The sequence below is a fragment of the Streptomyces paromomycinus genome (assembly GCF_003865155.1).
GTDB lineage: Bacteria > Actinomycetota > Actinomycetes > Streptomycetales > Streptomycetaceae > Streptomyces > Streptomyces chrestomyceticus.
Genome location: NZ_BHZD01000001.1, coordinates 5,968,342 through 5,990,128, shown reverse-complemented (window position 1 = coordinate 5,990,128; position 21,787 = coordinate 5,968,342). Strand labels below are relative to the sequence as shown.

The following is a 21,787-nucleotide window of genomic DNA, read 5'->3' as shown; positions in this document are numbered from 1 at the left end:
CGCGAGGACCGTCGCATGTCGCCTCGCGCGCACGTCCGTTAGGAGAGCCACGTGACCATCAGTCCAGCCGATCCCCCCAAGGGCGCGGGAACGGGCGGGCAAGGGCTGAAGCTGCTCGCAGTGACCGCCTGCCCGACCGGCATAGCCCACACGTACATGGCTGCCGAGAAGCTGACCCAGGCCGCCGAGTCGCTCGGCCATGCGATGAAGGTGGAGACACAGGGGTCGATCGGCGCCGAGAACGTCCTGTCCGACAACGATGTCAGACACGCCGACGGCGTCATCATCGCCGCCGACAAGGACGTCGACCCGGCGCGCTTCGTCGGCAAGAGGCTGCTGGTGGTGGGCGTGGCCGAGGGCATCCGCCATCCGGAGGAACTGATCGGGCGGGTGCTCAGCGCGCCGGTGTACGGGGCGGAGAGTTACGGCTCGGGGGCCGACGGTGCGGGTGGCTACGGTGCGGAGGAGGACGGTACGGAAGGGGACGGTACGGAAGGGGACGGTGCGGAGGGGGGTGCCGCCGGGGCCGGGTACGCAGCCGGGGCCGGCGGCTGGGGCGGGGCCCGGGGCGGCGGCGGAGCCGGGCTCGGTGCCGGGGGCAGGGCCGGAGCGGGAACCGGAGGTGGTCCGGGTGGCAGGAGTACGGCCGGGGCGCGGCCGGGTGGGGGCGGTGGAGCCGGGGCGCGGACCGGCAGGAGTGGTGGGGCCGGGGCCGGTGGTTCCCGGGGGAAGGAGCGCAGCCTCGCGTACAAGGCGCTGATGAACGGTGTCAGTTACATGATCCCGTTCGTCGTGGTCGGCGGCCTGCTGCTGGCGCTGTCCCTGGCGGTCGGCGGGGAGGCGACGCCGAAGGGCCTGGTCATCCCGGAGGGCACCTTCTGGGCGCACGTCAACGACATCGGCACCATCGGGTTCCAGCTCATGGTGCCGGTCCTCTCCGGCTACATCGCGTACGCGATCGGGGACCGGCCCGCGCTGGTGCCGGGCATGATCGGCGGCTGGATAGCCAACACCGGCGAGCTGTACGACTCCAAGGCGGGCGCCGGGTTCATCGGGGCGATCGTCACGGGCTTCCTGGCCGGGTACCTGGTCATGTGGATCAAGAAGGTCAGGGTTCCCCGGTTCGTCCGGCCGATCATGCCGATCATCGTGATCCCGATCGTCTCGACGGCGGTGCTCGGGCTGTTCTTCATCTACGTCCTCGGCAAGCCGATCTCGTGGGTGTTCACGCACCTGACGGGCTGGCTCAGCGGGATGACGGGCACCAGCGCGATCGCGCTCGGCGCGGTCCTCGGCCTGATGATCGCGTTCGACATGGGCGGGCCGGTCAACAAGACGGCGTTCCTCTTCGGCACCGGGCTGATCGCGACCGGCAACCAGACCGTCATGGGCATGTGCGCCGCCGCGATCCCGGTGATGCCGCTCGGCCAGGGCCTGGCCACGCTGATCCGCCGGCGCCTGTACTCCGACCAGGAGCGGGAGACCGGCATGGCGTCGCTCTTCATGGGCCTGTTCGGCATATCGGAGGGCGCGATCCCGTTCGCGGCGGCCCGGCCCGCACAGGTCATCCCCGCGAACATGCTGGGCGGCGCGGTCGCCGGAGCGGTGGCCGGGATGGCCGGGGTGACGGACGCGGTGCCGCACGGCGGACCGATCGTGGCGATCCTCGGCGCGGTCGGCGGGGTACCGATGTTCTTCGTGGCGGTGGCGGCCGGATCGGTCGTGACGGCGCTGACGACGGTCGCGCTGGTGGATGTGGCGGAGCGGCAGAAGGGGCGCGCGGCGGCTGGAGAGGCCGGGGCGGCTGGGGTCACTGGCGTGGCCGACGTGGCCGGGGTCGCTGGGGTCGCTGGGGGCGCTGGGGTCGCTGGGGGCATCGGGGGTACCGAGAACGCCGGGGCGGCTTCGGGACCTGGGTCGGGCACGGGCGCAGGGCCGGGCACGGGAGCGGAGCCGGAACGGGCCCTAGCCGGCGTCGGCGCGGCCGGGGCCTTGGCGGACGGGACGGTGGCGGCCGGGGCGACCGGAGGTATGGCGGTCGGGGCGGCCGGAGTCGCGGCGGCCGAGAGGGCCGGGGACGAGAGGGCCGGGGGCGGGGGCAGTGCGGCAGCGGACGAGGCCCGTAAGAGCGCTGGAGCCGGAAGCCCTGAGGCCCGGAACGGTGCGGCTGAGAACGCCGGGGTCGGGGGCAGTGTGGCAGCGGACGAGGCCCGTAAGAGCGCTGGGGCCGGAAGCCCTGAGGTCCGGAACGGTGCGGCTGAGAGTGCTGGAGCCGGGAACTCTGCGGCCGGTGAGGCGAGAGGTGAAGAAGCGCCTGGTGGGGGTGCATCGGCGGAGGCCATGACGGGCGGGAGTGCGGCGGCCGCCGTTACGGAAGCGGGGGCGGCGCCCCGTACGGAGACCGGTGCCGGGGAAGGGCCCGGCCGTGCGGGGAAGCGTGGCGGCTCGACCGGTGGGGCCGCGGAGCGGAGCACCCCGAAGGGCGGCTCGCCAGGTACGGACGCGCCGGACGGAAGCACCACAGGCGGAAGCACCACAGGCGAAAGCACCTCGGACGGAAACATCACACGCGGAAACACCTCGGACGGGAGTCCGCTCGGTGCGGGCGAGGAACCGGCCGCTGAGGAGGTGGACGGTGTGGAGCCGAAAGGTGGTGGACCGGAAGGTGAAGGGCCGGAAGGTGAAGGGCCGGAAGGTGTGGTGCTTTCCGGGTATGTGACGCGGGAGACCGTGAAGGTACGGCTGGCCGCCGACGGCAAGGAGGCCGCGATCCGGGAGATGGCGGAACTCGCGGCGCGTACCGGCAAGGTGCGGGACGTCGACGAGCTGGTGCGGGTGGCGCTGGCGCGGGAGGCGCAGGGCACCACCGGTCTCGGCGAGGAGATCGCCATCCCGCACGCCAAGACGGACGCGGTGACCGCGCCTGTCGTCGGCTTCGCGCGTTCGGGCGAGGGCATCGACTGGGACTCGCTGGACGGTACGCGCGCCAAGCTGGTGTTCATGATCTCGGTGCCGGAGGCCGCCGCCGGTGACGAGCATCTGCGCATCCTGGCGCTGCTGTCGCGGAAGCTGATGGACGCGGACTTCCGGGCGCGGCTGCAGGGCGCGCCGGACGTGACGGCGATCCTGCGGGTGCTGAGCGAGGTGGGGTAACCGGACAGCCGGACAGTCGGACAGCCGGAAGCCCGGACAAAGCGGCCGGTCCGGCCCCAGCGATCGGGCCGGACCACGCAGCGGTCCGGCCGCAGCGATCGGCCCGGAGCACGCAGCGGCCCGGCCCCAGCGATCAGCCCGGAGCGGCCACAGCAGTCCGGTCGAAAACGGCCACAGCAGCCCGGCCGTAGCGGCCGGATCAGAGCGGCCCGACCGCAGCCGCCAGAGCGATCCGCGCCGAGAAACAACAGGGCCCCGCACCACTTCAGGTGCGGGGCTCTGCCGTACAAGCAGTCCTGCCGACAAGCAGTCCCTGCCATACAAGAAAGAAGTCCCTGCCGTACAAGAAGGCCAGGCCGTACAAGAAGGCCAGGCCGTACGAGAGGGCTCCCGTACGAAAGGGCCCAGCCCTCAGGCCCCGCCCGCTGTCCTGGCCGGGTTGTCGCCCGAGGCGGCGGCGGTCTCGTGGTAGATGTCGGGTTCGAGGTAGATCACGCGGGCGATCGGGACGGCCGCGCGGATCCGGTCCTCGGCGGCGTTGATCGCGTCGGCGACCTCCTTGGCCGTGTCGTCGTGCTGGACGGCGACCTTGGCGGCGACGAGGAGTTCTTCCGGGCCGAGGTGGAGGGTACGCATGTGGATGACGCGGGTGACGGTGTCGCCGTCGGCCACGGCCGCGCGGATCTTGGCGACCTGCTCGGGGCCGGCCGCCTCGCCCAGCAGCAGCGACTTGGTCTCGGCGGCGAGGACCAGGGCGATCAGGACGAGGAGGGCGCCGATGCACATGGTGCCGATGCCGTCCCACACGCCGTTGCCGGTGGCGAGGGTGAGGCCGACGCCGCCGAGCGCCAGCACCAGGCCGACGAGGGCGCCGAAGTCCTCCAGGAGGACGACGGGGAGTTCGGGGGCCTTGGCGCGGCGGACGAACTGGGGCCAGGTCTGCTTGCCGCGCAGTTCGTTGGACTCCTTGATGGCCGTACGGAAGGAGAAGCCCTCGGCGATGATCGCGAATACCAGGACGCCGACCGGCCAGACCCAGTTGTCCAGCTCGTGCGGGTCGTGGATCTTCTCGTAGCCCTCGTACAGGGCGAAGACGCCACCGATGGTGAACAGGACGATGGAGACCAGGAAGCCGTAGATGTAGCGCTCGCGGCCGTAGCCGAAGGGGTGTTCCTCGGTGGCGGCGCGCTTGGCCTTCTTGCCGCCGAGGAGCAGGAGTCCCTGGTTGCCGGAGTCGGCGACGGAGTGGACGCCTTCGGCCAGCATCGAGGACGACCCGCTGAAGGCGAAGGCCACGAACTTCGCCGCCGCGATCGCCAGGTTGGCGCCCAGCGCCGCGACGATCGCCTTGGTACCGCCTGATGCACTCATGGGTGGCGCATGTCCCTTCCGTCGACCGGCTGCGGTGCGCAGCCTGCTCCGAGGCCGCTCCGAGGGCCCTCTTTACGAGCCCTTTAGGCGGGTCATTGTTGCAGCCCGCCCGCCGGGGCGCGCACGGGGCGCCCCCGGAGCGGTGTCAGACCGGTACGGGACCGGCTCCGGGGCTCCCCCGGACTGCCGTCAGAGCGCCACCGTCGCCCGGAAAATCGTTCCCTCTCCCGTCAGTTCCACGCGCTCGCCGGCCGGCACGAAGGCCGACTCGCCGGGCGCGAGCGTCAGGTCCGTACGAGAACCCGCGCCCGTACGAGAACCCGCGTCCGCGGGGGAACCCGCGCCCGTACGGGAACCCGCGCCCGTACGGAAGCCGGAACCGCCCGCCGAACCCGCGCCGACCGCATGCAGCGCGACCGCCCCCGCCGTGCACAGCAGAATCTGCGGAGTGCGGTCGTCGAGCGTGCGGGCCGGACCGCCGGGTGCCAGCACGAAGCGGGAGAGCCGGAACTCGTCGGTCGGGGTCTCGTAGACCTCCTCGCCCGACGCCGTGGCCTCCTCCGGCCGCAGCACCCCCGCGTCGCGGGGTGCGAAGCGGACCACCCGCAGCAGTTCCGGTACGTCCACGTGTTTGGGGGTCAGGCCGCAGCGCAGCACGTTGTCGGAGTTGGCCATCAGTTCCACGCCGAGGCCGCCGAGGTAGGCGTGCGGGATGCCGGCGCCCAGGAAGAGCGCTTCGCCGGGCTGCAGCCGTACGTGGTTGAGGAGCATGGCGGCGAGCACGCCGGGGTCGCCCGGGTAGTGGTGGGCGATGGCGGCGTACGCGGCGTAGGCGTCGGCGTACGGGCCGCCTTCGCCGGCCAGGCGCCGGGCGGCGGTCGCGGCCTGCTCGACGATTTCGGCCGTCTCGTCCCGGTCTGCGCCCAGTACGGCGGTGAGGACTTCGCGCAGTGCGGCGTCCTCCGGGGCGGCGCGCAGGATGTCGGCGTACGGCTTGAGGGCGCTGACGCCGAGTTCTTCGAGGAGGGTGGCGGCCTCGGCCGGGTGCCGGAAGCCGCAGAGCCCTTCGAAGGGGGTGAGGGCGCAGATGAGTTCGGGCTTGTGGTTGGCGTCCTTGTAGTTGCGGTGCGGGGCGTCGGCGGGGACGCCCCGCTTCTCCTCGTCCGCGTACCCCTCCTGGGCCTGGGTCAGGTCGGGGTGGACCTGGAGGGACAGCGGGGAGCCGGCGGCGAGCAGTTTGAGCAGGAAGGGCAGCCGGGGGCCGAAGGCGCGTACCGCGTCGGGGCCGAGTTCGCCTTCCGGGTCCGCGGCGATGACGTCGGCCAGCGTGACCGGGCCGGCGCCGCGGTCGGTGCGGGAGGGGGCGCCGGGGTGGGCGCCCATCCACATCTCGGCCTGGGGTTCGCCGGTCGGCGCGGTGCCGAGGAGTTGCGGGATGGCGGTGGTGGAACCCCAGGCGTAGGGGCGCACGGTGTTGGTGAGGCGGTCCATGTGGCGGTCTTCCTGATTCTTCGTCTGCGGTCGGGCTGCTGCCGGGGCGCGCTCAGGTCTCTCGTACGCGCGGCGGCCGCGGCCGGCCCCTCATCCTCCCTCGGTGCCGGCGAGCGCCAGGTAAACGGCGGCGAAATCCGTCACAGCGAGGAGTTCGGCGGCCCTCTCCAGGGCGCTGCCGCCGGCCGGTTCCAGTTCGCTGACGGGGGTGTCGTGCTCCAGCGCCAGTTCGCGGGCGGCGGGCGCGGCGGAGAGCGGTCCCGGGGTGTCCTCGCGGAGCAGGACGACGCGGGCGTGCAGGGCGGTGGGCTGTTCGACGCGGTCGCGGAAGAAGTCGTCCGGGTCGGCGCCGGCCGCGAACGGGCCGGCGAGCAGCGCGCCGTGCGTGGTCATCGTCTCGGGCAGTTCGCCGGCGAGGGCGGGCCGGCCGGCGAGTCCGGCCAGGACGGTCGCGAAGTGCCGGCCGACGGCGCCGGAGACGGTGCCCTCGGTCCAGATCAGCGGGAGCGCGTCGGCGAGTTCGGCGGCGAGGGTCTTGGCGGGGTTGGAGTACGTCTCGATGGCGGGGCCGCAGCGTTCGGCGACCTGGTCGAGGCGGTCGGCGAGCTGGTCGAGCAGGTCGGAGGTGGCGCTGAGCAGGCCGATCCGGTCGGCGAGGGCGAGCATCGGGATGAGCAGCGACCAGAGGGTGCCGGGGGCGGCGGGCGGTGCGCCCTCGACGTCGAACTCGGCGTCGTACGGGGTGGTGGCCAGCGGTACGGACAGGCCGCGGGCCTGGACGACGGCGTCGGCGAGCTGCCCGCCCGCCGGGGTGACGGCGACGACGGAGCAGCCGCGGCGGTACGCCTGCTCGACGAGCTGCGCGAGTCCGGGGTCGGCACTGTCCGGGCCGGCGATCAGCAGCAGGTCGAGCGGCCCCGACCAGCCGGGCAGGGTCCAGCGCAGCGCGCCGGGCCGTGCCGCGACGCCGGTGGGCCGGATGAGGGTGACCGGGCAGGTGCCGCCGCCGAGGGCGCCGAAGAGGTCGGCGACGCAGGCGGCGGCCGGTGCCGGGCCCGCCACGAGGACGGTGCGGGGCCGGCCGTCGGGCCGCAGGTCGGCGATGCCGGACTCGGCGGCGTTGCGGGCCGCGGTGCGCACCCGTGCCCCGGATTCGGCGACGCCGCGCAGCAGTCCGTAGCGGTCGGCGCCGGCCAGCGCTTCGGGTGCGTCCAACAGGGACTCGTCGAGCATGGTGTGCGCTGCCTCCGATCGCCGGTACGGGCGGGGTGGGGTCCGGACGGCTCCGGCGCCCGGGTCAGGCGGGGCGCCGGGCCTCGTCCACCAGGAGGACGGGGATGCCGTCCCGGACGGGGTAGGCGAGGCCGCAGTCCGTGCCGGTGCACCGCAGCTCGGCCGGGTCGGCGTCCGACCGGTCCGCCAGCGGGGCGTGGCACGCCGGGCAGGCGAGGATCTCGATCAGGCTGGCGTCGACCGGCATGGGGGCTTCTCCTTCGGCGGAAACACGGCACTGCCAGCGTACCGCCGGGGCGGGCGGCGGGACGCGCCGCAGGTGGCGGGGCGGGACCGGGCAGGACCCGGCCCCTGGCCCCCTCGCCCCCTCAGCCTTTCACCCGCGAACGATCTCCAGCACCTCGTCCCGCACCCGCTCGACCGTCTCCTGGTCCCGGGCCTCGACGTTCAGGCGGAGGAGGGGTTCGGTGTTGGAGGGGCGGAGGTTGAACCACCAGTCGGCGGTGCTGACGGTGAGGCCGTCCAGCTCGTCGAGTCCGGTGCCCGGCCGGCCCTCGTACGCGGTCCGCACGGCGGCGAGGCGGCCGGTCTGGTCGTCGACGGTGCTGTTGATCTCGCCGGAGGCGGCGTACCGGTCGTACTGGGCGACCAGTTCGGACAGCGGTCCTTCCTGGCCGCCGAGTGCCGCCAGGACGTGCAGGGCGGCGAGCATGCCGGTGTCGGCGTTCCAGAAGTCGCGGAAGTAGTAGTGCGCGGAGTGTTCGCCGCCGAAGATGGCGCCGGTCCTGGCCATCTCCCCCTTGATGAAGGAGTGGCCGACGCGGGTGCGTACGGGCGTGCCGCCGTTCTCCTTGACGACCTCGGGGACGGACCAGGAGGTGATGCAGTTGTGGATGACCGTGCCGCCGGGGTGCTTGGCCAGCTCGCGGGCGGCGACCAGGGCGGTGATCGCGGACGGGGAGACCGGGTCGCCGCTGCCGTCGACGACGAAGCAGCGGTCCGCGTCGCCGTCGAAGGCCAGGCCGATGTCGGCGCCGACCTCGCGGACGCGGGCCTGGAGGTCGACGATGTTCGCCGGGTCCAGGGGGTTGGCCTCGTGGTTCGGGAAGGTGCCGTCGAGTTCGAAGTACAGGGCGTCCAGGTCGATGGGCAGGCCCTCGAAGACGGTGGGGACGGTGTGGCCGCCCATGCCGTTGCCGGCGTCCACGACGACCTTCAGGCGGCGGATGCCGGAGAGGTCGACGAGGCGGCGCAGGTGGGCGGCGTAGTCGGCGAGGACGTCGCGCTGCGTGACGGTGCCGGGGGCCGCCGCGGGCTCCGGGCCGTCGCCGTCGCGCCACTGCTCGACGAGGGCGCGGATCTCGGCGAGGCCGGTGTCCTGGCCGACCGGGGCGGCGCCCGCCCGGCACATCTTGATGCCGTTGTACTGCGCGGGGTTGTGCGAGGCGGTGAACATCGCGCCGGGCAGGTCCAGCGCGCCGCTGGCGTAGTAGAGCTGATCGGTCGAGCACAGGCCGATCTCGGTGACGTCGGCCCCGCGCGCGGCGGCGCCGCGGGCGAAGGCCCGGGACAGGCCGGGCGAGGAGGGCCGCATGTCGTGCCCGGTCACGATGGCGGTCGCTCCGGTCACCTGGGCGAAGGCCGCGCCGAACAGTTCGGCCAGCGGTTCGTCCCACTGGTCGGGGACCACACCGCGCACGTCGTACGCCTTCACGATCTGCGACAGATCAGTCACAGCCAGCCCTCCTGATGTCATGACGGAGTCTCAAACCTACCCGTACACGGCCGGCGGGAGGCTGGTTCGGGGCGGGGCCCGGCTGCCCGGGGCCTCTTGTGTCCCGTGCCGCGGGTGGTCATTCATGGCCGGAAGTCCCCTTCCCGGCCGCTACGGCAGCATCCACCCCAGTACGTCTGTGCTCTGCCCCGCCACGATCAGACACATCACCAGCAGCAGCCCCAGGCTCCACGGCAGCACCTTGCGCAGCAGGTCGCCCTCGCGTCCGGCCAGGCCGACCGCGACGCAGGCGATCGCCAGGTTCTGCGGGGAGATCATCTTGCCGAGCACACCGCCGGAGCTGTTGGCCGCGGCGAGCAGGACGGGTGCGAGGCCGGACTGCCGGGCGGCGGTGACCTGGAGGGCGCCGAAGAGGGCGTTGGCGGAGGTGTCGGAGCCGGTGACGGCGACGCCGAACCAGCCGAGGACGGGCGAGAGGAAGGCCAGTGCGGCCCCGGCGGCGGCGACGAAGTGGCCGATGGTGGCGGCCTGTCCAGAGAGGTTCAGGACGTAGGCGAGGGCCAGGACGGAGGTCACGGTGAGGATCGCCAGGCGCAGTTCGCGTACGGTCGCGGCCCATTCGCGTACGGCGGTGGCGGCCCGTACGCCCAGTACCGCGGCGGTCAGCACGCCGGCCAGCAGCACCAGTGTCCCGCCGGTGGCGAGCAGCGGGAGCGAGAAGACGTTGCCGCCGGCCGGTTTCCCGTCCGGGTCCGCGACGTCCAGGAAGGGCCAGTCGAAGGTGCGGGTCGCGCGGGTGAGGAGGTCCTTGACGGGCGGGATCTGGGCGAGGGAGAAGACGGCGACGATCAGGGCGTACGGCGCGTAGGCGCGGACGACGTCGGCGCGGGAGTCGCGGACGTCCAGGTCCTCGCTGCGGGCGCCGGTCAGTACGGCGGCCCGTACGGGTGCGGAGGCGGGTCTGCGGGCGCCGGGTACGGCGACGAGGGCGGCGGCGCCCGCGAGGGCCGCGCCGATGTCGGCGAGTTGCGCGGAGACGTAGTTGGCGGCCGCGAACTGCACGGCGGCGAAGGCCAGTCCGCAGGCGAGCGCGGGCGCCCAGGTCTCGCGCAGGCCGCGCCGCCCGTCGACCAGGAACACCAGCAGCAGCGGTACGACGAGGGCGAGCAGCGGCGTCTGGCGGCCGACGACCGGAGCGACGGTGTCCAGCGGCAGGCCGGTGACCTGGGCGAGGGTGACGACGGGGGTGCCCATGGCGCCGAAGGCGACCGGCGCGGTGTTGGCGACGAGCGCGACGACGGCGGCCCGTACCGGGGAGAAGCCGAGGGCGACCAGCATCACCGCGCTGATCGCGACGGGCGCCCCGAACCCGGCGAGCGCTTCGAGCAGCGCGCCGAAGCAGAAGGCGATGACCAGGGCCTGGACGCGGGGGTCGGCGGAGAGTCCGGAGAAGGAGCGGCGCAGGACGTCGAAGTGGCGGGTGCGGACCGTCATCCGGTACACCCACAGGGCGTTGACGACGATCCACAGAATGGGGAACAGGCCGAAGAGCGCGCCCTGCGCGGCGGCGGACAGGGCCTGCCCGGCGGGCATGCCGTAGCCGAGGCAGGCGGTGGCGAGGGCGACGGCGAGGCCGGCGATTCCGGCGCGATGGGCGCGCATCCGTACGGCGCCGAGCAGGACGAGGACGGTGACCAGCGGGAGTGCGGCGACGAGCGCGGACAGGGCGAGCGAGCCGGCCACGGGTTCCAGTTGCTGCACGAACTCCCGCTGCGGTACGGACACACGGCCTCCCGGTGGGCAGCTCCCCCGTCACTTCCGCCATACGGAAGCGGATCTTTCGGGAGTGGAGGCATGGTGGTGCCCGCGGCGAGGCGGCGTCAATGGCGCGGACGGAAGTGCTCCCGCCTCGCGCCCGCGAGCAGGCGTCGCCCGGCCCCGGGACCCGGTCTCAGTTGTCCGGCGACCGCAGCACCCGCAGATGCCCCCGCCGGGCGACCTCCATCGGGTGGGCGTCGCGCCCGTTCGGCCCGCTGACCTGGGGGCCGTTGCCGCCGCCCGCCGCGCGTTCCTGGGGCCGGGCCGCCTCGCGCACCGCGTTGGCGAGCGCTTCGAGGTCGTCGCCGCTGGGCCGGGCCGGGCCGGTGTCGGTGGCCAGGCGGACGACTTCCCAGCCGCGCGGCGCGGTCAGCCGCTCGGAGTGCTCGGCGCACAGGTCGTAGCAGTGGGGCTCGGCGTAGGTGGCGAGCGGTCCGAGCACGGCGGTCGAATCCGCGTAGACGTACGTCAGCGTTGCGACGGCGGGGCGGCCGCACGCAGTGCGCGAACAGCGACGTACAGGGCTCACGACGTTGGACGGTACCGCACTCTTGAGCGGGCCGCGACGACTCTCCACGACCTCACCCAACCGTGTCGTCCCGGTTCGTCCGGTGCGCCTGACCTGCGGGCGCCCGGGCCGAACCGTACGGTGCGCACTGCGCCGGACGGCGCAGTGCGTCGAAACCTGTCACGACTCTATACATTTCATGTCATTCCCCATGCCCTTCCCGGTCCGTTGCATGGCCGCAACCGGACTCAACGAGCCTACGACCGGTCGCCCGACGACATGGCACCGGATCCGCCGCTCTCCCCCGCCGCCTGCCCCGGGACGGTTACGCTCGGTTCTGATGGACAGCCCCGTACCTCCTCCGGCCGACTCCGGGGGGCCCTGCGCACCGACCGGCACCGGCGGCACTCCCGCCGCGCCCGGCGGCGCCGCGCGGCCGCCCGCCCCGGCCGGGCCCCGCCCGCGCCGGCGCGACCGGCACGGCCGCGGTATGCGCGGCCCGGTCGCCCCGCCCCAGGTGCCGCTCTCGGTGAGCCGCGCGGACTCTTTCGTCGACCTGGTCTACGACTCACGGGACCGGCTGGAACGGCGCTGGCCGCAGCTGGCGGACATCGACTTCCTGGTCGTCGAGGTGCCCGGGTTCGGCCCCGACGGGGACACCGGGCCGGCCGCCGACGAGGAGACCGTGCCGCTGGGCCGGCTGCTGCCCGCCGCCGGCGACCAGCGGGAACGGGTCGTCGTCTACCGCCGCCCGGTCGAGATCCGCACCAAGAACCGCGACGAGCGGGCCCTGCTGGTGCACGAGGTCGTCGTCGAACAGGTCGCGGAGCTGCTCGGCCTGGCGCCGGAGTCGGTCGACCCGCGGTACGGGCAGGACTGACCCCGCGCGCCCCGACGGGCCTCGCGGTTCGGCCCCTGCCTCACTTCAGCAGCAGCCCGAGATCCTCCCCCGCCGTCGGCACCACCACCGTCCCCCGGTCGTCCGGGAGCGTCTGCACGGTGAAGGCGGGCAGGGCGCCCTGGGGCAGGGCCAGGGTCCGTGCCGCGTGGACCGGGCCGCTGCCCGCCGCCGGGGTGACGGTCAGGGCGTAGGAGCCCTTGAGGCCCTGCGGACGCGGCGGTTCGACGGCGAGGGTGCTGCCGCCCTTGACCGTGTACGTCTTCGACACCGGCGTACCGCCCCCGCTGCCCGCCGACGCGGTGACCGTGACCTTGGCGTCCTTGCCCTTCTCCGGCGCGACCAGGGACAGGGTGCTGCCCTTGTCCCGGTTGTCGGCGACGGTGGCGCGCCGGTCGACCGGCCCGGTGGCCGGGATGAAGGCCATCTCCTGCTTGTCGCCCTTGCCGCGGACGACCCGGAGGGCCACCGCGACGGGCGCCTTGGAGCCGTCGGCGGGGGTCAGCACCAGCGAGCCCGCCTCGCCCTTGGTGAGGTCCTTGAGGTCGGCGGAGGCCGTCATGCCGCTCTTGACGTGCAGGGTCTCCAGTCCGGCCGGGGTGATCAGGCCGTTGGGGGTGGCCAGCTGCACCTTGAGATCGGCGTCCTCCTTGCCCGGCGCGACGGCGACGAGGTGCACGCCGGTGGCGTCGGCCGGGATGCCGGGCAGGACCGCGCCGGGCGCGGGGTCGGCCGCCGCGGGCAGCCAGTCGCCGCCCAGTTTCGCGTCGGCGGCCTGTACGGAGGCGCCGACCCGGCCCTCGCGGGCGACCACGTGCAGGGCCGCGTCCTGGGCGGGCGTGCCCGTCAGGGTGGAGAGCAGGACCGGCACGGTGGAGTGCGGCGGAACGGTGATGTTCTCGCCGGAGGCGGCCTTCAGCGGGCCGTCCTTGCCGCGCAGGTCGAGGTCGACGACGGCCGGGGTGTCGTCGGGGTTGGTGAGGTGGATGTAGTCCTGGCGGTCCTTGGCGGTGCTGACGCCGGGGAACCAGAAGTCGGTGTCGGGCGCCGCGCAGGACAGGCCGAGCAGGCCGCGTCCGTTGCCGGCCGCGACGCTGGTGGTCTGCTGGACGGTCCAGCCGGGGCCGAGGGCGCCGTCGGCGGTCCCGGCGAGGGCGGGCGCGTCCGCGCGGTCCGTGGTCGCGGTGACGGGGGTGCCGGCCTTCTTCAGGGGCGCGACGGGGTCGGCGCCGGCCTGCGCGCCCTGCTGCCCCTTGCCGCCCGGCCCGCCCTTGCCGCCCGGCCCGCCCTTGCCGTCCGGCTGCTTGCCGGACAGTGCGGGCAGCAGCCCGGCGGTCCCCTGCGTACCGGCCTTGCCGCCCGTTCCCTCGGGGGTGAAGGCGGTGTACGTGGTGTCGCCGACCTCCGACGAGGTGGGCGGCGGGCAGAGCAGCGCCGACCGTTCGACGGGCCGCCGGGAGGCGCCCTCGGACGGGGTGGCGCGCTGCCCGTCGGGGGCGGCGACGGCGGCGACACCGGTGACCGCGCCGAGCGCCACGGCCGCGCCGATCAGGGACATGATGGTGCGCTTCACTGCTGGTCGCTCCCGTCACGGCGGGGCTCGCGGTAGGAGCCGGGGTACGTCGTGCCGTCGTCGTAGGGCTGCTGGTGCGGCGGCTGCTCGGACGGCTGCCGGCCGTAGTGGTACGGGTCGTGGGCGCCGGGCGCGTAGGGGGCGGCGGCCTGGTCCGGGCCGGCCGGGACGGTGCCCGCCGCGCCCGTGTACGGCTGGCCGTACTGGGGCTGCCCGTACTGGTCAGGTGCGTGCTGATCCGGCGCGTACTGGCCCTGGGCGTACTGCTCCTGCCCGTACGGCTGCTGCCACTGGTCGTACATCTGCTGGCCGTACGGCTGCTGCGGGTCGTAGCCCTGCTGTTCGTACCCGGACTGCTGCCCGTACCCGGGCTGCTGCTCGTAACCCGGCTGCTCTCCGTACGCCGGCTGCTGCTCGTAGCTCTGCTGCTGTGGCACGGCCGCGTACGGGTCGGCGGTCGGGGCGGCCATCGGGTCGGCGGCGGGAGGCGCCGCCGCCGGGTCGGTCACCGGGTCCTCCCCGGGCCGCGGGCCCGGGATGCCCGGCTCCGCGCCGCCTTCGGGGGCGGCCTGGGCGGCCCGCAGCCGCCGTGCGCGGCGGCCGTCGCCCGTGGCGTCCGGTGCGGCCGTCGCGGCCGCCCCGTCCTCGGGCAGGTCGTCGTCGATCTCCCGGCGGCGGCCCGGCAGGGCGAGCACCACCAGGACCACGGCGAGCAGGCCCTGGGCCCACAGCCACGCGGTGTGGCCCATGGGGTCGTCGTAGGTGAGGTCCAGGCGGCCGCCCGACGCGGGCAGTTCGAAGCCCTGTGCCCAGCCGTCGACCGTGACCGGCTTCAGGGCCTTGCCGTCGAGGGTGGCCTGCCAGCCCGCGTCGGCGGTGTCGGCGAGGCGCAGCACCCGGCCGTCGGCGCCGTTGGGCAGGTCGGTGTGGGCCGCGACGGGGCCGGACGGGACCGGGACCGGTGCGGCCGCGCGGCCCGCGCGCGTGCCGTCCTTGGTCTCCCCGGGCACGATCGAGAGCCGCGAGACGCGCTGGTCGACGCGCCACAGGGCGCTGCCGTCGTCCTGGCTGAGGCGGGTCAGGCCGGGGGTGGCGTCCAGGACGCGGCCCATGTCGCGGGGCGCGCCGTCGCGGACCAGGAGGTAGCGGACCGCGTAGCCGCCGAGCTGGTTGGTCTGGTCGGCGCCGGAGCCGGCGACGAGGTTGGCGACGATGCCGCCGAGCCGCTTGTCCTCCCCGGTCTCGGTGGCGATGTCGGCGTCGCCGAGGCGGGCGCCGGAGCCGCGTACCAGGGTGTACGCGACGTGGCCGGCGTCGCCGTCGAGGACGAGGGTGCGGGCCTGGTCGACGGAGCCGGTGTCCTCGGCGACGAAGGCGGGGACCTGGACGGGGTCGCGGCGCTCCAGCGGCCCGGCCGCGCCGGTGATCATCCAGCTGGCCGCCGCGTACAGCGGGGCGAGCAGGGCGGAGACCGCGATCAGGACGGCGACCGGCTGTTTCCATCCGAAGCCGAGGGTCTCCATACGGGAGCGGATGCCTTCGGCGCCGACGGCGGCGGCGCACAGCAGCGCGAGCCCGTAGACGAGGACGGCGGGACCGGCCCAGGCGGTGCGGTTGGCGAGCACGGCGAAGAGCAGGCCGGTCACGGCCGCGGCCCAGGCGACGCGGACCGCGCGCTGCCGGTCGGCGCGCAGGGTGGCGCCCAGCGCGGCCAGCACGATGCCGAGGAGCAGTACCCCGCCGGCGGCCTTCGGGCCGCCGGGGCTGATGCCGACGAGGTCCAGTACGGAGGCCGAGCCGGTGCCGAGGTCCAGTCCGGCTTCCCGGAAGAAGCGGGAGGGGTGGGCGAGCAGGGACAGCGACCAGGGCGCCAGGACGACGAGCGGGGCGGCGGCCACGGCGAGGAACCGCAGGGCGTAGGGCAGGAGCAGGCCGCGGTTGCCGTCGAGGGCGCGCAGCACCAGCAGGGCGATGCCGAGCAGGACGGCGACGGGCCAGACGACCGGGGTGAAGGCGGTGGTGAAGGTGAGCAGCAGCGCGTACGCCCAGGCGGCGCGCCAGCTCGGCCGGGTGCCGGGGGCCAGCCGCAGACCGCCGGCGGCGACCGCGGCGCGCGCCATGAGGGGCAGCAGGATCGCGAGGACGGCGGTGCCGATACGGCCGCCGGCCAGGGCGCCGGTGGCGGCGGGCAGGAAGGCGTAGACGACGCTGCCCCAGGCGCGCAGCAGGCGGGAGGTGACCAGCGGCCGGGAGGCGAAGTAGGCACTGAGCCCGGCGAGCGGTACGGAGCACACGAGCAGGACGGTGACGGCGGTGCCGGTGCTGCCGAGGAAGAAGGTGGCGACGAGGGCGAGGACGGCGAGGTACGGGGGCGCGGCGGCGGTGCTGCCGGTGCCGATGGCGTGCCAGCCGTCGAGGTAGCCGGTCCAGAGGTCGCCGAGGCGGTCGGGGGCGGGCAGCAGGGCGCCGCCGGTGAGGGCGCCGGAGCCGAGCAGGGAGCGGCAGGCGACGAGCGAGACGAGGAGCAGGAGGAGGAAGAGCACCGGGGCCGGCCGGCGGGCGATCCGCTTGAGCCGGGCGAACTGTTCGATCTCCAGGTAGTCGGCGTCGTCGCCGCCGGGTCCGGACTCGACGGCGCCGTGCCGTCCGGCGGAGGCGGCTTCGGGGGCGGAGCGTCCGGCGAGGTTGCCGGCGACCTGTTCGACGGTGGCCCGTACGGTCGCGCCGGGCGGCGGGAAGAGGGGCCGCAGTTCGCTCGCGTCCGCGGCGGGACGGCCGCGTTTCCTGCGGGCGGCGAGGATCGCGCCGGGGCGCAGCAGCGTGCCGATGAGGCCGGCGAGTTCGTCGAGGGCCTGGCCGGGGACCTTGCCGACGAGGTAGGCGAGGACGCGCAGCAGGGTGCCGAGGACGATGCGCAGGGCGACGTACGGGAGCAGCGCGCCCCGGGTGTTGGCCAGGAGGGTGTAGACGGCGCCGGCCTTGTCGACGCGGTGAGGGCTGGCGGTGGAGCGGCCGACGCAGTCGATGGGGCGGCGTTCGCGGGCGGACGCCTCGGCGTGCCGCAGGACGGCGTCGGGGGCGACGAGGACCTGGTGGCCGGCGGCCTGGGCGCGCCAGCACAGGTCGACATCGTCGCGCATCAGGGGCAGGCGCCGGTCGAAGCCGCCCAACTGCTCGTACACGTCGCGGCGGATGAGCATGCCCGCGCTGGAGACGGACAGGACGGGCCGTACCTGGTCGTGCTGACCCTGGTCCTGTTCGCGGCGGTCCAGGCCGGTCCAACGGCGGCCGCTGCGGGCGATGCTGACGCCTGCTTCGAGGAGCTGACGGCGGTCGTACCAGCTGCGGAGTTTGGGACCGAGGACGGCGGTGGCGGGGCTGGAGTCGGCGACGCGCAGCAGTTCGGCGAGCGCGTCGGGTTCGGGGGCGCAGTCGTCGTGCAGCAGCCACAGCCACTGGACGGGTTCGCCGTGCGGGAGTTCGGGCAGGTCGTAGGCGTCGTCGCGCCAGGTGCGGCCGACCGGGTCCCAGCCGCTGGGACGGCGCAGGTACGGCAGGTCGTCGGGGCCGAGGACGGGGGCGGCGCGGACGGCCTCGTCGACGGCGGTGCCGAAACCGGAGCGGCGGGCGAGGTGGAGCACCCGGTCGTCGCCGAGGGCCTCGCCGAGCAGCCGGGCGGAGGCGTCCGCGCTGCCGGTGTCGGCACCGAGGATCTGCTGCGGCGGGCGTTCCTGGCCGAGCAGTCCGGCGAGGACGTCGGGGAGCCAGCGTTCGCCGTCGTGGGAGACGAGCACGGCGGTGACGACGTGCCGGGGGAACTCGGGTGAGCCGTCGCGGTATCGGGCGGCGGCTTGCGCGGCCTGGTCGGCCGGCTGACTGTGCACGGACATCGAGGTAGGGGCCCTCCCCGGGGGTCTCGGGGTCCTCCCCCGGCATAGCGCTGCGCTGTGGACTGCGACGGACGGCGACGCGGTGCGGCCGACGGCACGGGTCGTGGCCGGGTGCCGGTCAGGGCGTCGGTGCGCCTGGGACGCGGCCCCACACTAATGCTTCGGCGGTGCGCCTCCGTCTGCCGCGTACACAGCGGTCCGCCTCCGGCAGGGGGCTGCGGAGGCGGACCGTTGTCTATCGGGGGATATGGGGAGAATCGGTGGCCCGGCGGCCGGGCCGTCGCACTGGACGTCAGACCGCTGCCTTCTTGAGCCGGCGCCGCTCGCGCTCGGACAGTCCGCCCCAGATGCCGAAGCGTTCGTCGTTGGCGAGGGCATATTCGAGACATTCGGAGCGGACCTCGCACGCGAGGCAGACCTTCTTGGCCTCGCGGGTGGAGCCACCCTTCTCCGGGAAGAAGGATTCGGGGTCGGTCTGGGCGCACAGCGCGCGCTCCTGCCAGCCGAGCTCCTCGTCCGCCTCTTCGACCAGCAATTCCTGGAACAGCTCGGTCATGTGCGCCCCTCGTCTGTCTTTGCGTCCCCGTGATGCAGCCGTTACCGATGACGGCTGAACGACACGAGTGAAATTACAAGTGTGCCGATCCGGGCCAGTCAAGCCGAGATCTGCTATTGGGCCCCTTATTCACTCTGCGGAACCAAGCCTATGCAGAAAGTGTTCAAATCGGCAAAAAACAGGACACTTCCTCACCCGCATCACCCGTAACTTCCCTCTCACACCCAAGGACGCGACGGGCGGCACAGCCGTTGCACCACGCCCGCCGAAGCGGGCCAGGTCACATTCAGATCACGAGACCGCAACGGCGCACAGGAGTGCGCGGTTGTCGCCCGTGTGCTCAGCACCTCGCCTGCACAAACCTTTCGCCGCTCGCAGTAACCGGATGAGGTGAAACATATCCCCCAAAACAGACACCCGGTTGACACGAGGCCGAGTACCCGGTCTCCTTGCATGCATGCCAGCGATTCCTGCGCTCCGCCTGACCCGTTCCTACGGGTCCCGCTGCGCTGCCCAGGCCCGCTGTCGCTGTTCCAGCTGTTGACGCCACCGAGCTCCAGCTTCCTGTTTTCCCGCAGCACCCCGCCGCACGGCTTCCGTGCCCGCCGCGCGCACCCCGCGCGCCGCGGCGCACCCCCTCCGCGTCATCTGATCTGCGCCACCTGAGCACCCTGCCGAGGAAATCCCGCACATGAACAGCGACGTCCAGATCGCCGGCGACCCGCTCGCGATCCCGCACCTGCTCCCGCCCGTCCCCGCCCACCCCGCCACCGTCGCCGGCTTCGCCGGACTCGCCCGCGAGATCGCCGCCGACCGCGCGGCCTGGGCCCCGCTGGTGCGCTACGACGCGACCACCCGCTGGTACCACCGGCTGCGCCGGGGACCGGGCTACGAGGTGTGGCTGCTGAGCTGGCTGCCGGGACAGGGCAGCGGACGGCACGACCACGGCCCCTCCTCCGGCGTACTGACCGTCCTGGAAGGCGAATTGAACGAGCGCGCCACGGGCGGGAATCGGACCCTGACGGCCGGCGCCCAGCGCGTCTTCGCCCCGGGGTACGTCCACGAGGTCGTCAACACCGCGCTCGTCCCCGCCGTCAGCCTGCACGTGTACTTCCCCGGCCTGACCGACATGCCGATGCACAGCGCCCGGTGCGCGGCGGGCGCCTCCCACGAGGCGGTCACCGGCTGACATGCTGGGACCATGCGCATTGTGGTTCTCGCCGGCGGCATCGGCGGCGCCCGCTTCCTGCGGGGTGTGAAAGCAGCGGCGCCGGACGCCGACATCACGGTCATCGGCAACACCGGTGACGACATCCATCTGTTCGGGCTGAAGGTCTGCCCCGACCTCGACACCGTGATGTACACGCTCGGCGGCGGCATCAACGAGGAGCAGGGCTGGGGCCGGGCCGACGAAACCTTCCGGGTGAAGGAGGAGTTGGCGGCGTACGGGGTCGGGCCCGAGTGGTTCGGGCTGGGCGACCGCGACTTCGCCACCCACATCGTCCGTACCCAGATGCTCGGCGCCGGCTACCCGCTCAGCGCGGTGACCGAGGCGCTGTGCGCGCGGTGGAAGCCGGGCGTGCGGCTGCTGCCGATGTCCGACGACCGGGTCGAGACCCATGTCGCCGTGGACGTCGACGGCGAGCGCAAGGCCGTCCACTTCCAGGAGTACTGGGTACGGCTGCGCGCCTCGGTGGACGCGCACGCGGTGGTGCCGGTCGGCGCCGAGCAGGCCAAGCCCGCGCCGGGCGTGTTGGAGGCGATCGCCGAGGCGGACGTGGTGCTCTTCCCGCCGTCCAACCCGGTGGTGAGCGTCGGCACGATCCTGGCGGTGCCGGGCATCCGCGAGGCGATCGCGGACGCCGGGGTGCCGGTGGTCGGGCTGTCGCCGATCGTCGGGGACGCGCCGGTGCGCGGGATGGCGGACAAGGTCCTCGCGGCGGTCGGCGTCGAGTCGACGGCGGCCGCGGTGGCCCGGCACTACGGCTCCGGCCTGCTGGACGGCTGGCTCGTCGACACGGTGGACGCGGGCGCGGTGCCCGAGGTCGAGGAGGCGGGCATCCGCTGTCAGGCGGTACCGCTGATGATGACGGACCTGGACGCGACGGCCGCGATGGCCCGTGCGGCGCTGGCGCTGGCCGAGGAGGTCCGCGCGTGAGCGCCTCCGAGCCCGCGCCGGACGCCGCGAGCGCACCCGGGGCGGCCCCTGCCTACCGGGTGTGGGCGCTGCCCGGCATCCCCGAGGTGCGGGACGGTGACGACCTCGCCAAGATCATCGCGGCCGCGGCCACCGCCGGCGGACTGCCCGGTCTCGCCGACGGCGACGTCCTGCTGGTGACCTCGAAGATCATCAGCAAGGCCGAGGGCCGGATCATGGAGGCCACCGACCGCGAGGCGGCCATCGACCAGGAGACCGTACGGGTCGTGGCGCGCCGCGGCACCCTGCGCATCGTCGAGAACCGGCAGGGCCTGGTCATGGCGGCGGCGGGCGTCGACGCCTCCAACACGCCGGCCGGCACCGTCCTGCTGCTGCCCGAGGACCCGGACGCCTCGGCGCGCGCCATCCGCGACGGACTGCGGGAAGCGCTGGGCGTACGGGTCGGTGTCGTCGTCAGCGACACCTTCGGGCGGCCGTGGCGCAGCGGGCTGACCGATGTCGCGATCGGCGCGGCCGGGGTCCGGGTGCTGGACGACCTGCGCGGCGGCACGGACGCGTACGGCAACCCGCTCAGCGCGACGATCGTCGCCACCGCCGACGAACTGGCCGCGGCGGGCGACCTGGTGAAGGGCAAGGCGGCCGGGCTGCCGGTGGCGGTGGTCCGCGGGCTGCCGCACGTGGTGCGCGAGGACGGCGCGGACGGCGAGCCGGACGACGCCGGGGCCCGCGACCTGGTGCGCTCCGGCCCCAACGACATGTTCCGGCTGGGCACCTCCGAGGCCGTACGGGAAGCGGTGACCCTGCGGCGTACGGTCCGCGAGTTCACCGACGACCCGGTGGACCCCGGCGCGGTCCGGCGCGCGGTCGCCGCGGCCGTCACCGCGCCCGCGCCGCACCACACCACCCCCTGGCGGTTCGTCCTGCTGGAGTCCGTGGAGGCCCGCACCGGGCTGCTGGACGCCATGCGGGACGCCTGGATCGCCGACCTGCGCGGCGACGGTTTCAGCGAGGAGTCGATCGCCAAGCGGGTGCGCCGGGGCGACGTGCTGCGCAACGCGCCGTACCTGGTCGTGCCGTGTCTGGTCATGGACGGCTCGCACACGTATCCGGATACGCGGCGCAGCGCGGCCGAGCGGGAGATGTTCGTCGTCGCGGGCGGCGCCGGCATCCAGAACTTCCTGGTCGCGCTGGCCGGGGAGCGGCTGGGGTCGGCGTGGGTGTCCTCGACGATGTTCTGCCGCGACGTCGTACGGGAGGCGCTGGACCTGCCGGCGGACTGGGACCCGATGGGCGCGGTGGCCGTGGGCCGCCCGGCGGCACCGCCCCGGCCGCGGCCGGACCGCTCGGGGGACGACTTCGTGGTGGTGCGCTGAGTCCGTACGCGCGGGGGCGCCGCCCGGCCG

The 21,787-nt window shown here is 74.1% G+C and carries 15 protein-coding genes; 5 read left to right on the top strand and 10 right to left on the bottom strand.

Annotated elements, in window-relative coordinates:
• The first annotated feature begins 51 nt into the window (after positions 1–51).
• A complete protein-coding gene (locus tag OEIGOIKO_RS43040) occupies positions 52–3,153 on the top strand; it encodes a fructose-specific PTS transporter subunit EIIC (RefSeq protein WP_371858964.1) in 3,102 nt (1,033 codons plus the stop codon).
• Between the two features lie 411 nt (positions 3,154–3,564).
• On the opposite strand, the gene OEIGOIKO_RS25675 is transcribed toward OEIGOIKO_RS43040, so the two are convergent.
• The 7 genes from OEIGOIKO_RS25675 to OEIGOIKO_RS25645 all read right to left on the bottom strand — a co-directional run bounded on the left by OEIGOIKO_RS25675 (position 3,565) and on the right by OEIGOIKO_RS25645 (position 11,378).
• A complete protein-coding gene (locus OEIGOIKO_RS25675; RefSeq protein ID WP_125055999.1) occupies positions 3,565–4,524 on the bottom strand; it encodes a cation diffusion facilitator family transporter in 960 nt (319 codons plus the stop codon).
• Positions 4,525–4,713: 189 nt separating this feature from the next.
• On the bottom strand, positions 4,714–6,015 hold the full coding sequence (manA, locus tag OEIGOIKO_RS25670) for a mannose-6-phosphate isomerase, class I (protein ID WP_125055998.1): 1,302 nt from the start codon (positions 6,013–6,015) through the stop codon (positions 4,714–4,716).
• 90 nt (positions 6,016–6,105) lie between these two features.
• The gene (locus OEIGOIKO_RS25665; RefSeq protein ID WP_125055997.1) at positions 6,106–7,248 is read right to left on the bottom strand and encodes an SIS domain-containing protein; all 1,143 of its coding nucleotides are present in this window, start codon (positions 7,246–7,248) and stop codon (positions 6,106–6,108) included.
• A 64-nt stretch (positions 7,249–7,312) separates the two neighbouring features.
• Positions 7,313–7,495 (bottom strand): Trm112 family protein, encoded by a 183-nt coding sequence (locus tag OEIGOIKO_RS25660; RefSeq protein WP_125055996.1) that lies wholly within the window; start codon positions 7,493–7,495, stop codon positions 7,313–7,315.
• 129 nt (positions 7,496–7,624) lie between these two features.
• Positions 7,625–8,983, bottom strand: coding sequence for a phosphomannomutase/phosphoglucomutase (locus tag OEIGOIKO_RS25655; protein ID WP_174857217.1), 1,359 nt, complete (start codon positions 8,981–8,983; stop codon positions 7,625–7,627).
• Between the two features lie 150 nt (positions 8,984–9,133).
• Positions 9,134–10,768 carry an L-lactate permease gene (locus OEIGOIKO_RS25650; RefSeq protein WP_125055994.1) on the bottom strand — a complete coding sequence of 545 codons (1,635 nt, stop codon included), beginning with the start codon at positions 10,766–10,768 and terminating at the stop codon, positions 9,134–9,136.
• Between the two features lie 166 nt (positions 10,769–10,934).
• The gene (locus OEIGOIKO_RS25645; RefSeq protein ID WP_125055993.1) at positions 10,935–11,378 is read right to left on the bottom strand and encodes a DUF3499 domain-containing protein; all 444 of its coding nucleotides are present in this window, start codon (positions 11,376–11,378) and stop codon (positions 10,935–10,937) included.
• Between the two features lie 271 nt (positions 11,379–11,649).
• Between OEIGOIKO_RS25645 and OEIGOIKO_RS25635 the strand changes: the two genes are divergently transcribed.
• On the top strand, positions 11,650–12,189 hold the full coding sequence (locus OEIGOIKO_RS25635; protein WP_174857216.1) for a metallopeptidase family protein: 540 nt from the start codon (positions 11,650–11,652) through the stop codon (positions 12,187–12,189).
• 40 nt (positions 12,190–12,229) lie between these two features.
• On the opposite strand, the gene OEIGOIKO_RS25630 is transcribed toward OEIGOIKO_RS25635, so the two are convergent.
• The 3 genes from OEIGOIKO_RS25630 to OEIGOIKO_RS25620 all read right to left on the bottom strand — a co-directional run bounded on the left by OEIGOIKO_RS25630 (position 12,230) and on the right by OEIGOIKO_RS25620 (position 18,226).
• Positions 12,230–13,780, bottom strand: a complete 1,551-nt coding sequence (locus tag OEIGOIKO_RS25630; RefSeq protein WP_125055992.1) for a DUF5719 family protein — start codon at positions 13,778–13,780, stop codon at positions 12,230–12,232.
• Positions 13,777–17,670 carry a glycosyltransferase gene (locus OEIGOIKO_RS25625; RefSeq protein ID WP_125055991.1) on the bottom strand — a complete coding sequence of 1,298 codons (3,894 nt, stop codon included), beginning with the start codon at positions 17,668–17,670 and terminating at the stop codon, positions 13,777–13,779. The genes OEIGOIKO_RS25630 and OEIGOIKO_RS25625 overlap by 4 nt, the downstream gene beginning before the upstream one ends.
• Positions 17,671–17,962: 292 nt before the next feature.
• Positions 17,963–18,226 (bottom strand): WhiB family transcriptional regulator, encoded by a 264-nt coding sequence (locus tag OEIGOIKO_RS25620; RefSeq protein WP_003983763.1) that lies wholly within the window; start codon positions 18,224–18,226, stop codon positions 17,963–17,965.
• Positions 18,227–18,917: 691 nt separating this feature from the next.
• Here OEIGOIKO_RS25620 and OEIGOIKO_RS25610 point away from each other — a divergent pair.
• From OEIGOIKO_RS25610 to OEIGOIKO_RS25600, 3 genes are read left to right on the top strand one after another with little or no spacing between them, the layout of a single operon-like run.
• The gene (locus OEIGOIKO_RS25610; RefSeq protein WP_125055990.1) at positions 18,918–19,415 is read left to right on the top strand and encodes a cysteine dioxygenase; all 498 of its coding nucleotides are present in this window, start codon (positions 18,918–18,920) and stop codon (positions 19,413–19,415) included.
• Between the two features lie 12 nt (positions 19,416–19,427).
• A complete protein-coding gene (cofD, locus tag OEIGOIKO_RS25605; protein ID WP_125055989.1) occupies positions 19,428–20,384 on the top strand; it encodes a 2-phospho-L-lactate transferase in 957 nt (318 codons plus the stop codon).
• Positions 20,381–21,757 carry a coenzyme F420-0:L-glutamate ligase gene (locus tag OEIGOIKO_RS25600; RefSeq protein ID WP_125055988.1) on the top strand — a complete coding sequence of 459 codons (1,377 nt, stop codon included), beginning with the start codon at positions 20,381–20,383 and terminating at the stop codon, positions 21,755–21,757. The genes cofD and OEIGOIKO_RS25600 overlap by 4 nt, the downstream gene beginning before the upstream one ends.
• Positions 21,758–21,787: the final 30 nt, after the last annotated feature.

Bases quoted from the DNA above. Each gene is read 5' to 3' on its own strand.
- OEIGOIKO_RS25620 (WP_003983763.1), bottom strand. From the start codon at position 18,226: ATGACCGAGCTGTTCCAGGAATTGCTGGTCGAAGAGGCGGACGAGGAG.
- cofD (WP_125055989.1), top strand. From the start codon at position 19,428: ATGCGCATTGTGGTTCTCGCCGGCGGCATCGGCGGCGCCCGCTTCCTG.
- OEIGOIKO_RS25665 (WP_125055997.1), bottom strand. From the start codon at position 7,248: ATGCTCGACGAGTCCCTGTTGGACGCACCCGAAGCGCTGGCCGGCGCC.
- OEIGOIKO_RS25625 (WP_125055991.1), bottom strand. From the start codon at position 17,670: ATGTCCGTGCACAGTCAGCCGGCCGACCAGGCCGCGCAAGCCGCCGCC.
- manA (WP_125055998.1), bottom strand. From the start codon at position 6,015: ATGGACCGCCTCACCAACACCGTGCGCCCCTACGCCTGGGGTTCCACC.
- OEIGOIKO_RS25635 (WP_174857216.1), top strand. From the start codon at position 11,650: ATGGACAGCCCCGTACCTCCTCCGGCCGACTCCGGGGGGCCCTGCGCA.
- OEIGOIKO_RS25610 (WP_125055990.1), top strand. From the start codon at position 18,918: ATGAACAGCGACGTCCAGATCGCCGGCGACCCGCTCGCGATCCCGCAC.
- OEIGOIKO_RS25660 (WP_125055996.1), bottom strand. From the start codon at position 7,495: ATGCCGGTCGACGCCAGCCTGATCGAGATCCTCGCCTGCCCGGCGTGC.
- OEIGOIKO_RS25675 (WP_125055999.1), bottom strand. From the start codon at position 4,524: ATGAGTGCATCAGGCGGTACCAAGGCGATCGTCGCGGCGCTGGGCGCC.